15 protein-coding genes are annotated in these 15818 nt (G+C 30.3%); 3 read left to right on the forward strand and 12 right to left on the reverse strand.

Annotated elements, in window-relative coordinates; all coding sequences use genetic code 11:
* Positions 1-8 precede the first annotated feature (8 nt).
* From ABV008_RS10320 to ABV008_RS10345, 6 genes are all read right to left on the reverse strand, one after another.
* A complete protein-coding gene (locus ABV008_RS10320) occupies positions 9-1748 on the reverse strand; it encodes an ABC transporter ATP-binding protein (RefSeq protein ID WP_352419741.1) in 1740 nt (579 codons plus the stop codon).
* Between the two features lie 12 nt (positions 1749-1760).
* A complete protein-coding gene (locus ABV008_RS10325; protein WP_352419742.1) occupies positions 1761-2201 on the reverse strand; it encodes a MarR family winged helix-turn-helix transcriptional regulator in 441 nt (146 codons plus the stop codon).
* A 177-nt stretch (positions 2202-2378) separates the two neighbouring features.
* Positions 2379-2780 (reverse strand): hypothetical protein, encoded by a 402-nt coding sequence (locus tag ABV008_RS10330; RefSeq protein WP_352419743.1) that lies wholly within the window; start codon positions 2778-2780, stop codon positions 2379-2381.
* A 105-nt stretch (positions 2781-2885) separates the two neighbouring features.
* The gene (locus ABV008_RS10335; RefSeq protein WP_352419744.1) at positions 2886-3332 is read right to left on the reverse strand and encodes a PTS sugar transporter subunit IIA; all 447 of its coding nucleotides are present in this window, start codon (positions 3330-3332) and stop codon (positions 2886-2888) included.
* 3 nt (positions 3333-3335) lie between these two features.
* Entirely contained in the window at positions 3336-5297 is a 1962-nt protein-coding gene (locus tag ABV008_RS10340; protein WP_352419745.1) for a hypothetical protein, read from the reverse strand.
* 12 nt (positions 5298-5309) lie between these two features.
* Positions 5310-5516 (reverse strand): hypothetical protein, encoded by a 207-nt coding sequence (locus ABV008_RS10345; RefSeq protein ID WP_352419746.1) that lies wholly within the window; start codon positions 5514-5516, stop codon positions 5310-5312.
* A 165-nt stretch (positions 5517-5681) separates the two neighbouring features.
* Here ABV008_RS10345 and ABV008_RS10350 point away from each other — a divergent pair, with 165 nt between their 5' ends.
* A complete protein-coding gene (locus ABV008_RS10350; protein ID WP_352419747.1) occupies positions 5682-6479 on the forward strand; it encodes a methyl-accepting chemotaxis protein in 798 nt (265 codons plus the stop codon).
* 43 nt (positions 6480-6522) lie between these two features.
* Here the strand turns inward: ABV008_RS10350 and ABV008_RS10355 are convergent, their stop codons facing one another.
* Both ABV008_RS10355 and ABV008_RS10360 read right to left on the reverse strand, forming a co-directional pair.
* Entirely contained in the window at positions 6523-7293 is a 771-nt protein-coding gene (locus tag ABV008_RS10355) for a helix-turn-helix domain-containing protein (protein WP_352419748.1), read from the reverse strand.
* A 109-nt stretch (positions 7294-7402) separates the two neighbouring features.
* Positions 7403-8260, reverse strand: a complete 858-nt coding sequence (locus tag ABV008_RS10360; RefSeq protein ID WP_352419749.1) for an alpha/beta hydrolase — start codon at positions 8258-8260, stop codon at positions 7403-7405.
* A 233-nt stretch (positions 8261-8493) separates the two neighbouring features.
* Between ABV008_RS10360 and ABV008_RS10365 the strand changes: the two genes are divergently transcribed.
* Complete coding sequence (locus tag ABV008_RS10365; protein ID WP_352419750.1) at positions 8494-10593, forward strand: ATP-dependent helicase; 2100 nt, start codon at positions 8494-8496, stop codon at positions 10591-10593.
* Positions 10594-10808: 215 nt separating this feature from the next.
* Here ABV008_RS10365 and ABV008_RS10370 read toward each other — a convergent pair whose 3' ends face one another.
* On the reverse strand, positions 10809-11645 hold the full coding sequence (locus tag ABV008_RS10370; protein WP_352419751.1) for a DegV family protein: 837 nt from the start codon (positions 11643-11645) through the stop codon (positions 10809-10811).
* A 201-nt stretch (positions 11646-11846) separates the two neighbouring features.
* Here ABV008_RS10370 and ABV008_RS10375 point away from each other — a divergent pair, with 201 nt between their 5' ends.
* A complete protein-coding gene (locus ABV008_RS10375; protein WP_352419752.1) occupies positions 11847-12446 on the forward strand; it encodes a DUF1836 domain-containing protein in 600 nt (199 codons plus the stop codon).
* Between the two features lie 77 nt (positions 12447-12523).
* Here ABV008_RS10375 and ABV008_RS10380 read toward each other — a convergent pair whose 3' ends face one another.
* The 3 genes from ABV008_RS10380 to ABV008_RS10390 form a co-directional block, all read right to left on the reverse strand.
* Positions 12524-12646: a hypothetical protein gene (locus ABV008_RS10380; protein ID WP_352419753.1), complete on the reverse strand. Its 123-nt coding sequence runs from the start codon at positions 12644-12646 to the stop codon at positions 12524-12526.
* Positions 12647-12907: 261 nt separating this feature from the next.
* A complete protein-coding gene (locus ABV008_RS10385) occupies positions 12908-14731 on the reverse strand; it encodes an ABC transporter substrate-binding protein (protein WP_352419754.1) in 1824 nt (607 codons plus the stop codon).
* 101 nt (positions 14732-14832) lie between these two features.
* Positions 14833-15816: an ABC transporter ATP-binding protein gene (locus ABV008_RS10390; RefSeq protein ID WP_352419755.1), complete on the reverse strand. Its 984-nt coding sequence runs from the start codon at positions 15814-15816 to the stop codon at positions 14833-14835.
* Positions 15817-15818 lie beyond the last annotated feature (2 nt).

Genomic DNA, 15818 nt, shown 5'->3' on the forward strand with positions numbered 1-15818 from the left:
ATATAAAACTATACTGCTCCATCTGGAATATATCCTCTAAACTGCGCCTTATAAAGCTTTGCATAAATTCCATCTTTATCTAATAGTTCTTCATGCTTTCCTTTTTCCTCTATTCCCTTGTCAGTAAGCACAATAATCTCATCAGCATTTCTTATAGTTGAAAGTCTGTGTGCTATGACTAAAGTAGTTCTACCCTTAGAAAGTCTTTCTAATGACTCTTGAATAGCAATTTCAGTTTCATTATCAAGGGCAGATGTAGCCTCATCAAGTATTAGTATAGGAGGATTTTTTAAGAATACTCTAGCTATAGATATTCTTTGTTTTTGGCCACCTGATAATTTTACTCCCTTTTCTCCAATGTAAGTATTGTACCCATCTGGTAAAGTCATAATGAAATCGTGTATATTAGCACTTTTAGCAGCTTCTATTACTTCCTCATCTGTAGCATCCAAGTTCCCATATAGTATATTTTCTTTAATAGTACCTGTAAATAAGAATACATCCTGTTGAACTAAGCCTATATTTTTTCTTAAGGATTTCAATTTGATATCCTTTATACTAATACCATCTACCAGTATATCTCCCTCATCTAATTCATAAAACCTAGGTATTAAATGGCATAATGTAGTCTTGCCACCACCTGAAGGACCTACTAATGCAAGTGTTTCTCCTGGTTCAATAGTATAGTTCAAACCTGCTAATACAGTTTTATTGTTATCCTGATAACTAAATGTTACATCCCTAAGCTCTATACTACCTTTCACATCTTTAAGCTCAACTGCATTTGCACTATCCATAATATCAGGCTCAATATTCATTATTTCTATAAACCTTTCAAATCCTGTCATACCATCTTGATACTGTTGAATAAATTGAGCAAGTCTTCTAATTGGTTGAAGAAAGAAAGTTACATATAGTAAATAAGCAAATAAATCTCCCATATTAATAAGCTCTTTATAAGCAAAATAACCACCTAAGCTAATTACTATAAGGTTTAGAATGTTTGAGAAAAATTGAATACCAGCAGTAAACTCTGCCATCGTTTTAAATGCATTTTCCCTTGATTCTTTGAACTCACTATTTCCCTCATCAAACTTATCTATCTCATGCTCTTCATTTGTAAAGGATTTTGCTACCCTTACACCTGATATACTGTTTTCAAGCTGTGCATTAACCTTAGCAATTTTTACTCTCTGCTCTTTAAAGGCTCTTTCTAGCTTGCTTCTTTTTGTAATTGCAAACCATATCATAATAGGAATAAAAGCGAAAATTATTAATGTAAGTCTCCATTCTATCCTAAGAAGAATGAAAAATGAACCAATTAACATCACAAAAGAAATAAAAAGATCCTCAGGTCCATGATGTGCTAGTTCTGTAATTTCTCTTAAATCATTTACAATTCTAGACATTATATGACCGGTTTTTGTATTATCAAAATAGCTAAAAGACAATGATTGTATATGGGAGAAAATCTCCTTTCTCATGTCAAATTCCATTCTTGTACCCACAACATGTCCGTAATAGTCTACAATATAGTTCGCAATATACCTTACTATATATAATACAACTAGAACTCCTGTAATTATAAAGAGTGTTCTAATTCTACCTTCTGGAATAATATTGTTTATAACATCTCTAGTTACTATAGGAAATACCAAATCTAAGGCCGCTATTAGAAATGCACAAGCCATATCTAATAAAAACAGCTTCCAATGCGGTCTATAGTATGAAATAAACTTTCTAATCATTATCTTACCTCCTTATTCCTCATCTAAACGTTTAGCTAGTTCTTCTAGTCCATATAGCATATTGTCAACAACTTCAGCTTCAATATTTATTAAAGCTTTCTTCACAAATTCAGTGCTTGCTTGATAGTTTATGGAGTTTATAAGTTCTGCCCCTATGCTTGTTAAAACTACTCTGCTTACTCTCCTATCCTTCTTATCTTTAACCCTTTCCACCAAACCTTTTTCCTCAAGTCGTGAAACACGCTCAGATATTGTATTTTGTGCTTTGCTAGTTTCTGCAGCCATTTCACCTATAGTTGGAGGCTTGTCAACATTGTTAAGAAAGATTAGAGTATGAAACTGATCAAGAGTTAAATTATTGCTTTGTGCTATTTCATGACGTTTCATATGTATTATCTTACTTATTGCTCTTACATTTTTAACTATTTTTTCAGTTTTTACTGATATATCCAAAGTTTCCCTCCCTTTTATATCGTTATACGATATTTTTGACACACTAAATATTATAAGGTATTTACTATATACTGTCAATGGGTATTAAAAAAGGATGGAAATTAATCCATCCTTTCAACCTTTAATGTTTCAACCTATTGAGTTAAGTCAAAGTTACAATATAAAAAAAGATTCTAACTAGTACCAATACCCTGGTCCATATCCATAGCCTGGATAATCGTAGTATCTTCTCCTTCTTCTTCTCCTACCTAACAAGCTACCTAGCAATATAATAGTAATTAAGTCTCTAAATATCCTTCTTCTCCCATAAAAAGGTCTTTGCATAGCATCTACATCACTGCTCACACCGTATCTTCTTTCATCTAAATCCTCATCTATCTCAGGACATTCTTTCATCATTCTTTCGTATATTTCATCAGTCATTTCTTCAAGTTCTCTATCTGAAGGATCCCAGTCTTCTCCTTTTTCTCTAATGTATCTTGATATACAATCATACACTTTTGGATATAACCTACGATACATTTCTGGGTACCTACGATACATCTCAGAATCCCAATAATATCTATCCATATCGTCCATGACATAACCTCCTTATTTCATGTCTCTTGCACTATTATTTTATGTATACATGTTTTTTTTGCTACATGAAAAAAGGTTTTGGAGATTTTATTTGTTCGCTATCGCTCACACAATTTCTTTTAATATGTCAATAACCTCTCTTTTACTTTTTGCATTCATTATACTTTTTATAGCTTTTTCATCTCTTAAAAAATCTACTAGTTCAGATAATGCATGTAAATGTCCTTCTGAATCTGTAGAGCAAAATGATATTACCAGCTTAATAGGATCATTTTCTTCATCTCCAAATTCAATAGCATCTTTTAATGTAATAATACTAATACCTGTTTTCAATACACCATCCTCAGGTCTTGCATGTGGAAAAGCTACTCCCTTAGATATTACAATATAAGGCCCTAATTTTCTAACCATATTTACCATTGCATCAATATATCTACTTTCTACTGCTCCACTTCTTTCAAGAAGTTCTCCGCCTTTTCTAACAGCTTCCTCCCAGTTTTCAGTACTAACCGCCAACTCAATGGCGTTTTCACTAATTAAATCAATTAACATAGTTTAATCATCACCATCCAGCCATAGTTCTAATTTATATGCATTGAAAAGAGATGCAATTAAATATGTATTTATGTATGTAAAGGCTACCGCTCCTGTATCATTTATAATAAATGCAATAATTGACACTATAAACATTATATAATATTTTTCAAATGATTCAACACCAGTTTCAGTTATATGCTTAAAAAGCATCTTTTCCTTTCTATAAAATTTCCTCATAAAAAGTAATTGAAATAAAATAATAATGCTCCAAGGTGGCAGAATAGACATTATTAAGAGTTGCTTAAGTTTAATTTTTATGATATAAACTAGCTCATTAAAGCCAAATATTTTAATACGTTCAATAAGACTACCTGCATGGCTTGTATTTACACTATTAACGTCAATATATATATTGACCATCAAAATGATTAATCCTATACCGAACAATATGAAAAAACTTTTTTTATCTTTGCTCCTACTAAATAAAGTCACATATGACAATATTAAAAATAGAGCAATAGAAGTAATATATCCACCTGCATTGGCTCCATAACCTCCAGATAAGGCTAATATTAATAATGGAACATATAGTAATGCTAGAACTGATGGTGCATAGTTAAATATCAATTTTTTCAATTCATAAAATGTAATGATAGCTGTCCCTATTAACACTCCCATAATATCATTATTAAGTCCATAAAATCTTCCTGCTGCAACAATGTTGTTGTAGCCTATAAATGAATCATAAATCATATCAATATTAAAAAATACACCAATTAAAATCATTATATTAGTTATTATTGATATAGTTGTAATAGAGTTAATTCCTCTATCAATTAAAATCTTCGATATTACTAATGAAGTAATAATCGTAATAACACAATATGTTATAATAAACCTGTGGAAATCAAATACTCCATATAATATAGAGATTAAAATACACAAAAGGATACTTGTCATAATAAGCTCATACTTTTGAATGTTCCTTTTCTTTCTGAAAATATAATCATATAAAATATAAAGCTGAGTAACTATTAAGTATCCATGAAAAACATATTTAATTATGTTTAAGTTTAAAAACTCAAGAAGATTGTTATCATTTTTTACAATAATATCAGAGCTTTCAATTACTTCCATTTCATTACCTATATTAGCTTCTTTTCCAACACCATATTTTGCCTCAATATGAGCCTTAATATCTAAATTAGCTACCAAACCATCTCTTCTTGTAGTATTACTAGTTAATATACCTACCTTGTTCTCATTGTCCTTATATATTAGAGGTACAAGGGTCTTGTTCCATCTATAGGAAATATCACCTTTTACATTTTCAGGAAAAGCAAGAATCTGAAGATCATTAAATTCATTCATATATTTCTTTAATAATTGAAGTCTATCTTGTTGTCCGTTTGTATCATAAGAAACTACCAAAACATCTACAGTTCTAAATAGCTCATGGGTTTTATCCATAAGCCATTCATAGTCATAATTAATATTTATTATTCCTTTATCTATATTTCCTTCTTTATCTGCTATTAATAGAGATGAAGGCCCCTCTCCTATAAATCCTGTCCTAACTCCACTTTTTCTTAGTGTATCGCCTAATATGCTGATTTCCCGGGAAAATGCAGGATATCTATATCTATATTCTTTAAATATGTTATTATAGCCCTCAACCTTTATTGAACCATTATCAGTATTATGAACTCCTTGGTATAAACCTCCATTTATTTTGAGCCTTCTTCCCGCTGCCATAGTCATAAAAAAGCTTTCTTTGCTGCCCTCTTGGTATAGCTCAGCGGTTTTAATGCTCATAAGACCTAGGGATGCATTATTTTCAATTATTTTTTCTGATTTACTAAAGTCAAGTTCATCTAATACAATAATCAATGTTTTTTCACCACTAGCTATGCTGTAGCCATATGTACTAAAACACAAAACTAACATTATAAATATAATCAGTGCTATATTTTTCCTCATAATTACACCCTTTTAATATAGTAAGTAATTTGCTATAGAAAGAATTCCTACTATTATAGAAAAACTCCCTACAACTAATTTAAGTTTAAAATAACCATCTACTATAGTATGCTTTCTTTTTACTATTGCTTTCTGGTTAACTAAAGTACTCATATCAATAATATCACTTAAAAAACTATATAATCCTAATAATATAAAAATAATTCCTACATATAACAATATATCACCTCGTAATATTAATACTTTTTTACTACAATAGATATCCTCATATTTATTATACACTATGATTATAGAGCAGTATAATACATTTTATTTAATAATAGCAGGAATTTCCTCTTTCTTGTCGAATTTAGGTAGTGAACAATCTAAAGGGGGCGTATTACTATGAATATTGCAATAGTAGGAGCAGGTAAAGGAGGAACAAATCTTATTGAATCATTAACTGCAATTGATGGTATATATATTACTATAGTTGTTGATTTAGACCTTGAAGCTCCTGGTATAGCTTTAGCAAAAAAACTAGGAATAAAATTTTCATCATCCATTGATGATATATCTTCTGTACCTGTAGATATGATAATTGAAGCAACTGGTGCCAAAAAAGTTGCTGATATTCTAATAGAAAAATTCGAAAATAAATACAAAATAATTGATTCACATGCTGCTTTATTAGTATCCACTTTAGTTGAAGGAAATATGAATACCTTAGAAAAAATGAATAAACAAATTGAGGTCATAAACCAAACATCCACCTCGGTTCAAGAAAACTTACAATCAATTTATAATTCTATCGATGAAATTCATAGTGTAAGTGATAAACTCTTTGTCTCAACTAATGCTTCAAATAAATACATAGAAGAAAGCGATAAAGTAATTCAATACGTAAATAAGATAGCTAACCAAACTAAGATACTAGGATTAAATGCAAACATAGAGGCTGCACGAGCAGGAGAGCATGGCAGAGGCTTTTCAGTAGTAGCTAAAGAAGTACAAGTATTAGCAGGCAATAGTGAAAAATTCGCCTCAGAAATCAGTGAACTACTAGGTAAGATATCTGAAGAAGTAAATAAAATCAATTCTGAAATTGATAAACTTAAAGATATGTCTGGAATCCAAATAGAGTCCTCTAGATTAGTTAGTACTGCTATGGATAAGCTAACAGAAGTTGTATCTCATAAGTAAAGAGAAGAGAAAGCATTTGCTTTCTCTTTATTTAATATAACACCTAAACTACAAGTGCCCTATTTATTCTATTAGATAATTCTGATACTTTGAAGCTTTTTGTTTCTACCATACCTAGCATTTTTTGTGCAATTATATACTGTTGTAAGTCATAATAGCATAATGCTATATAATAATTTAGTTCTTCAAGCTTATCTCTATTAATAATTTTACTATTTTTGATTATCTCATATGACAAATTAAAATATACAAGTGCTTGACCTAGCTGTTTTTTATTATACAATATAATACCTAGTTTCTCATAAATATTGCTTACATACACGAAATCGTTTTCCTGAGCATAATAAACTAATGCTCCTAACAATTGAGTCATTGCACATTGATGTCTTTCATTATATAAAGACAATAAACCTTTCAAATATAAAGCCTTTGCCTTGAAACCATTTAATCCATACTTTGATGATACGTGAATTATCTTAAAGAGATTTAAATTGCAGCTATTATCATTAGTATTTAAATTAAATTCAACTTCTTGTAACCATTTTTCACACTTATCTTTAGCCATATCTACATCACTTTTTAATAAATATGAGGCAGTTATATTCAAGTCTTTTCCTTTAGCCTTAGCAAACTCATTAATTTGATTTGCCAAATAAGTAGCATTAATTGCATTAATAGATCTTTTATTGTTTTCAAACATAGAGATGTAGTTCTTAGAAAATTTGCCTCCTGCTAATTCATCTTGCCTCAGTTTTAACATCTTTCTTATTTTTTTAAGACGTTGTCCAGGGCTTAAAATGTTAAGCTCCTCCACTCTACATCACTCCTCGGCTTTCATGTATTAATAAAATTTTAACACAAAAAATTTAAAAAATCAGTCATTTTTTGTCGATATTAAGTAGTAAATGAAAAAAGATTTGTTTTTAGTTATTTAGTTTGCTATTTGTGCTATTTTGATTGTCTAACCAATTGCATATATCATCAATTATATTATCTTTTGTTTTTTCATTCAATATTTCATGATAAAGTCCTTCATATATTATTATCCTTTTATCAATTGAGCGTATTCTTCTAAAAAAACTTTCAGAGGATTTCTTAGGTACAATCTTATCATCACTGCCATGTAAAATTAAACAAGGATACCTATACAAGTCTATATTCTTATCAAGAAGCTTTACACCTTTAATCAAAAACTCAACATAGAAATTCAATGTAGCATCTTTTAAGTTTAGTGGATCGCTAAGATAATTCTCTACAACGTCTTGATTTTTACATAATGTGTCAGCGATAGGGTTTTTTATTCTTGTTCTTGGTGATATCTTATTTAAAGCTTCAAAAATACAACCCTTTATCCCTTTGACCTGATGTGATTTAGCTATTGCAGCTCCTGATAGAATCTGTCCATTAAGCTTGTCCCTATACTCAGTTCCATATGTTGCAGCTATTAGTCCTCCCATACTATGTCCTAGCATATAAATAGGAATAGATGGATTCTCTTCTTTTGCTATTTTAACAATTGTATCAGTATCTAATAAAAAATACTCAAATTTCTCAATATGCCCTTTTTCACCTTTGGTTTTGCCATGGCCTCTATTATCAAATCTATAGACTCCATAACCACGGTTATTTAATCTCTTTGTTACATATTCATACCTTCCTAAGTGCTCTGCAAATCCATGGACCACTATAACAATTCCTTTTATATCTTCTGGTATGTTCTTTACAAAATAAAGTTCAGTGCCATCAAATGACTTAACATATTCACCCTTATGTCCATTCACCAAGTACCCCTCCCTATTATTATCTGACTTTAAAACAAGTTTGTCTTTAGTTAAAAATAATAAAAATTCTTTCGATACTTTGTTTGCAGTCTATTATTACTATATATTTTACTACAATTTCAAAAAGTTTCCCACTTAATATGTTGAAAATAATGGTTATGTTCTTAATTTCCTAAACAACATTAATTATGATAAAATATAATATGTTATATTGATTTGAAAGGGGTATAGACTTGAGTAGCACTTTTTTTGATTTACTAAAGAGTAAATATAAAATAGATTTAAATGAACAGCAAAAATTAGCTGTATTACATAAGGACGGTCCTGCAATAGTATTAGCAGTACCTGGTGCTGGGAAAACTACAGTACTTATATCTAGAACTGCGCATATGATATTAAAACATAATATTAGGCCAGAAAATATATTGTCTATTACTTTCAGCAAAGCAGCAGCAAGAGATATGAAGGATAGATTTTCTTTAATATTTGGACATAGTATTGGAAGTAAAACTATATTTTCAACTATCCACAGTTTTGCTTATTCAATAGTCAGAGACTATGCATACTTGGCTAAAACCTCTTATACTCTAATAGAAGGAGATAGCTCTTCTGCAAACAAAGCTTCTATATTGAGAGACATATATAGAAAGGTGAATAATGCATTTATCAATGATGACAAATTAGAGGAACTACAAAGCACCATAAGCTACATTAAAAACATGATGCTAGATGTTGAAGATTACATTAGGACCAATAACAATTCCATTAACGGATTTAGTAATATTTACAATATTTATGAAAGATATAAAAAAGATAATCATTATATAGACTTTGATGATATGCTTTCATTAGCTTATGAAATCCTTCAGTCCAATTCCAATATACTAAGCAAATATAGAAATAGGTTTAAATATATACAAGTAGACGAGGGACAAGATACATCAAGAATACAAAATGAAATCATAAAATCTATTTCAAAGCTAAATGATAATCTTTTTATAGTAGCTGACGATGACCAAAGCATATATGGTTTTAGAGGAGCTGTCCCAGAAGAACTGTTAAAATTCAAGGAAACCTACCCTAATGCTAAAATGTTCTACATGGAAAAAAACTATCGTTCTTCTAATAATATAGTATTCATTTGCAATGAATTCATAAAGCAAAATATTAGTAGATATACAAAAAACCTAACTACATCAAACCCAAATAACCGGCCAATAACCATTGTAAAAGTAAGAGATGAATATCAGCAGTATAATTATTTAATAGATAGCCTAAGAAAAAAACAATGCTATTATAATACTGCCATATTATTTAGAAACAATTTATCCCTAATAGGTATTGTGGAAAGCTTTTCAAGACACAACATACCCTTTTATGTCCGGGATTCTAAGTTGAATTTTTTTAATCACTGGGTATTGAAGGATATAATAGCTTTTTTTAATGTTGCCCTAAATCCAAGGGATAAGGTTTCCTTTGAAAAAATATATTATAAAATGAATAGATACATTTCAAAAAATGCTATGAATTATGTACTAGATGCTAAAAGTTCTGAAACTGTATTCGATTTACTTCTAGAATTTCCAGGCTTTCAATACTTTCAACTAGAAAACATTAGAAAACTCAGCAGAGAGTTTAGGCTATTATCACGAAAAAGCCCCTATGATGGAATTCTATTTATAGAAAAGGAATTGGAATATGCCAGTTATTTAAAGGATAACTGCAAGAGCCTAGGATATTCTTATGAAGGGATAAAATCTATAGTATCAAATATTAAGATTATAGCTAAAGAAACTAAAAGTATCCCCGAATTTTTAGAAAAGCTTCAAAAGTTACAAAAAAATATTGACGATTCTAAGTATAATAGAGGTAAAAATGCAGTACATCTATCTACCATACATTCTGCAAAGGGCTTAGAATTTGAAGAAGTATACATGGTTGATTTAATAGATGGAGAATTCCCATCATCATCTACTATAGAAGCATACGAAGAAGGAAACTCAAAGCCTTTAGAGGAAGAAAGAAGACTCTTTTATGTAGGTATGACTAGGGCTAAGTCTCTTTTAGATATTGTTACACTGGATTATATAAATAATGAAAAAGTTGAAAGCTCAAGATTTGTAAAAGAACTTCATAACATAATGCTAATGCTTCAAGAAAAACAAGCTAAAAGTGATCTTAGAGTAGGATGCGAAGTTATACATTCTAAATTTGGCAAGGGTAAGGTTCAACGCTTAAGTAAGGATAAAATTGAGATACTTTTTGACAATAACAGCTTAAAAAAGATTTCTTTAAGTAGTTGTTTGAAGAATGGTTTATTGAAGGTTCTCTAGCCCCTTCTCTACTCTCAGGGTGACAACTTCACAAAAGACTAATGTCCCGTGAATTAGTTGCCATCCTGAGCAACAGAGAAATCAGACTGTGTGAGAATTCACTTTTTGTACGATTTTGTCATTATGAACTCAGTAAAGAATCTCTATTTAACTCCATTTGAGACCCATTCCCTTGCTCGGGGTGACAGTTTTCACCCAATCTTAAGAGTCTCTTGTTAGAATGCAATGATTAATCCACCATCATTTGCATATACTGTGCTGATGCCTGCAGTATCAACTATTATGATATCCTTAAACTTGTATCTTTGCTGAACCTCTTCTTTAAATTTTAGAGCCTTTTCTAAACAGTTACAATGAGCTATCCCTAAAATTTTATCCTCTAGTTTTTCTCCCTGTTCTCCTATTACTTCTACTAGTCTTTTAAAGGCTTTTTTGGAACCTCTTACACTTTCCAACATACTAATTTCGCCTTTTTCAGTTCCTCTCATAATTGGCTTAATTGAAAGGAGTGAAGCAATTTTCCCTTTTAGCAAACTCATTCTTCCAGCCTTTATCAAATTTTCAAGTGATTCTAAGACAAAAAATGTCTTCATATTATTTATGTATTCATTTACCTTCTCAACTATTTTAGGAGGATCTTGTTCATTTTTTAAAACCTCAAGTATCTTTAAACTAACTAAAGTTTCACCTACTGATGCACTGAGAGAATCAAAAACATGTATGAATTTATTTGGAAATTCTTCTAGCACCATTTTTTTAGCCATCATAGCATGATTATAGGTACTGCTTAGCATAGAAGATAATGTAACTACAAAAATATTTTCTGCTTCTTCATATTCTCGCATAAAATCTCCCGGAGAAGGACTTGCAGTCTGTGGAGCTTTTTCAGAGGAACTCATCGCTCTTAATAATTCTTTTATATCTAAATTTTCGTCATCTGTATATACTTTATCGTCAATATGTATTGTCAACGGAACTAGTTTAATATTTACAGATTCACGTAGTTCTTTGTTAAAATCACAACAGCTATCAGCAATAACCTTAAATTTCATTAGCTTTCCTCCTAGAGTTTCATTATGTGTTTTATTAATTATTACACTTTTTAAAAAAATAAACAAGTTTTTTGTAGAAAAACTTGTATGTAGTTTTTATTACTACATATTATTATATCACTATTCACATAAAAACTACATAACAATTTTTTATTTCTATTTATTTTTTATTATGTGTTATAATATACAAGAGGTGATTGTATGAAGATTCAAGAAGATAAGCTCTATAAACTTGTAGAAGAAATATCTATATTTAATGAAATAGACATAAGAGATATTCCATGTATAGACCTTTATATGGATCAAGTAACTACTTTTTTTGATGATAAGCTACAGCATTTAAAAAGAGATGAGAAAGATTCTATTTTAACTAAAACTATGATAAATAATTATACTAAAGATAAAGTCATAATACCTCCTAAAAGTAAAAAATATAGTAAAAATCACATGATTTTACTTATACTTATATATTACCTAAAACAAATATTATCAATAAACGATATAAAATCCTTACTTGCTCCATTGACTAAAGAAATTGAACTTGATGATACAAATGATAGTATTTCCTTAGAAAAAATTTATACTTCCTTTATCGAAATTAAAAAAGAAGAATTAGAAAACCTCAGTAAAAATTTTGATGACAGATTTTCAAGCATTAAGGAAAAAATATCAGACAAAAATAATGAAACTTCTCCAAAGATAGAACTTATAATGTTAGTCCTTGCACTTATCACTCAATCATATTCTCAAAAAAGGCTTGCAGAAAAAATAATAGATACTTATTTTAAACAATCAAAATAAATTATAGAAAGCCACATATTTATGTGGCTTTCTATAATTGCGCACCTAGAATAAGTGCATGATAGCTTTAATAAAAACTATCTATCTCTGTTGTCTCTGTTATCTTTGTTATTATTGTCTTTGTTGTTCTTGTTGTCATTTCTGTTTGAATTGTTTAGGTTGTTGTTTTTGTCTTTGTTATTGTTTTTATTCTTTGCCATACATAAACTCCTTTCTTATAGTAATTCGATAATATTTTATCCATAAGATGTAATATTATGTATGGCTTAGAATTTTTTTTGACCTAACCTGATTTATAAAGAAAGTCACAAGTCAGTCAAACATAATGAGCAAATTTGTGTTGCGAAACTATATTTTTTGCTAGTCACTTAAACAATAGCTAAAAAACAGAAGACAGAAAAATAATACTTATCTGTCTTCTGTTTCATCTTATAATTTTATCTTTCTACTTGCTTTTTAGGCTATTTTTGACTTTCCCAGTATTTATTTAAATATTCTTTTGCTTTAGCTGGGTCAGCATTATGAACATTTCCAGTGTCTATTAATGTTGAAAGTGTAGAGTAAGCTTTAATCTTTAAATTGTTATATACTGCTAAGAACTCATCTTGGTTTATGCTATTTAGAACTGCTTTTCTCAAATTAACATCAGAGAATTTGCTGTCTCCTTTTAAGTTAAAGAATGCATAAGCAACTCCATTGCTTGGTCTCTTTTGAAGGAATAATTTTTCGTCACCTTCAACTAATGAATATTTATCTTCTGGAACACTATATAGTAGATGAACTTCACCACTTCTAAAAGCTGAAAGTGAGCTGTCAGCATCTTTGATGAATTTAACAACTACTTTTGATATTCTTGGTTCATGCTCTGTTCCTGGCATATATCCAGGGTTCTTTTCAAATACTACTTCATAGTCATTTTTGTAAATAGCAATATATGGTCCACTAGTAGCTAGTGTATTGTTATATGTTGCGCCTTCAGTAATAGTAGTTTGATCACCATAAGCTATATCTTTATTTCTGTCATAAGTAGCTACATCATAAGTGTTTACTGCTTCTACTTGTGCTTTAGAAACAATACCTGCAGATTGATGAGCTAAATAATTTAATACTTGTGGGAATGGTTTGTTAGTAGTAATCTTAACTACTTGGTATTTACCTTCAGCATTTTTTACATCATTTTTATTAGTAACAAGCTGGCTAATTGGGCTTGATAAGCCTTCTTCTAATGCTTCTTTCACAGTTGTGTCTTTTCCAGATACTTTTTTAGCTTCTAACTCTGCCAAATCAGTAACAATTTCAATTTTATCCATGCTTGAGTGTAAGCTGTATGTTCTATGGTCTGGAACTGAGTTTTTGTCTTTTGCTCTGTTCATTGAGAAAACAACATCTTCGGCTCCTACAAGTTCACCTGAATCTACAGCTTTTTTATCTTGAACTTTAGCAAATCTTACATCATCTCTTAATACAAAGTAGTATTCTTTATTTCCTTCTCCTATAACATTGTTATAAGATAAAGAACCTTTTGAAGTTACCTCATCGTCGTCTGTAAGATTTACTAATCTTACATATTGATTAGTGTTAAGAATATTGATAGAACCATCATTACCTTTAATAGGGTCTAGTGAAGTAAGTGAAGACATAGTTTGGCTAAATAAGAATGGTTCGGTTGTTCTTTTTGATTCATCAACAAAATCAAGTTCTTCCCATGGTAATGAACGAGATTTACTTAGTCTAACGCTATCTAGCTTCAATACTTCTTTGTTTATTGCCTGGCTTTTATAATTTGAATATAGTGGAATAATATATGCATTTTCTTCAACAAGTATCTTTTCAAATTCTTTGTAAGTCTCAACATATTGATCAGGTGTTTGAGTTGCTGCTTCTTCTACAAGTTTGTCAAGATCTGGATTTGATAAACCATAATCATTGTAGTCTCCACCTGTTGTAAATAAAGATCTTACAGCATAATCAGGGTTTCCTGTAACTGTAGTCCAGCCTGAAATTGCTAAGTCATAGTTACCTGCATCTTTTTGTCCAACAAAGCTGCCGTAGTCTGGTTGTATATTTAATTTAACATTAAATCCTGCTTTTGAAAGCTGGTCTCTTACAATATTAACGTCTTTTTCGTTTGCACTCATAGACAATAATGTAATATCAACTGGTTGTGCATTTGAATCTGCATCTGTATTTCCACCAGATACTTGGTCTTTTGTTTTTACATTACAGCCTGATAATACTCCAAGCATCAAAACTGCAACTAATAATAAAGCAAGTGTTTTTTTCATTATTTTATCTCTCCTTTGTTAGTTTTATTGAATACTATATAATTAAAATTATTTAGGGCTTCTGTACTATACCACCTCCCTATGAAAATTACAAAAACTAACTACTTAGTATCAAAATGCAATGTTCCATTCTTAATCTCTTTGTATCTAAAGCAAGCTACAAAATGATCCTCTTCAACCTCAATAAGTTGAGGATCTTCTTTGATGCATTGTTCTGTAGCAAATGGACATCTAACTGAAAATCTACATCCAGGCTTAGGATTAATAGGCGATACTATTTCTCCCTTAAGAATAATCTTCTTTTTCTTAACCTTGATATTAGTAGAAGGTATAGCAGATAACAAGGCTATAGTGTATGGATGTAGTGGTTGTTTGAAAATATCCTTCTTTGGTGCTTTTTCTATAAGTTGACCTAAATACATAACACCAATATTGTTAGATATATGCTTAACAACTGATAAGTCATGTGATATGAAAATGTAAGTAAGTCCAAGTTTTTCTTGAAGCTCCATCATTAAATTCAAAATCTGAGCTTGTACAGAAACATCTAACGCACTTACTGGTTCATCACATACAATAAACATTGGATTTATTGCTAGTGCCCTAGCAATAACAACACGCTGACGCCTCCCCCCATCAAATTCATGAGGATATAGGTTGTATGCACGCTTAGATAAACCTACATATTCCATGAGACTCTCAACTCTCTCTTTTCTTTCCTTGTCGCTTTTATACACTTTGTGTAGCTTCAAAGGTTCTTCAATAATTTGTGAGATTGTAAACCTTGGATTTAGAGATGCATAAGGGTCCTGGAAAATAATTTGCATGTGCTTTCTCATCTGACGCATCTCTTCTTTATTAAATGTTGTAATGTCCATTCCATCATAAATTATGTTTCCAGATGTAGGCTCGTGAAGACGAAGAATAACTCTTCCCAATGTACTTTTCCCACATCCTGATTCTCCAACAATCCCTAAAGTTTCCCCTTCTTTAATTGACAAGCTTACATTATCAACTGCATGTAAATACCCATTAGGTACATTGAAATATTTTTTTAGGTTTTTAACTTCCAATAAAGGCCTCATAA

The organism is Proteiniborus sp. (assembly GCF_040308045.1).
GTDB lineage: Bacteria > Bacillota > Clostridia > Tissierellales > Proteiniboraceae > Proteiniborus.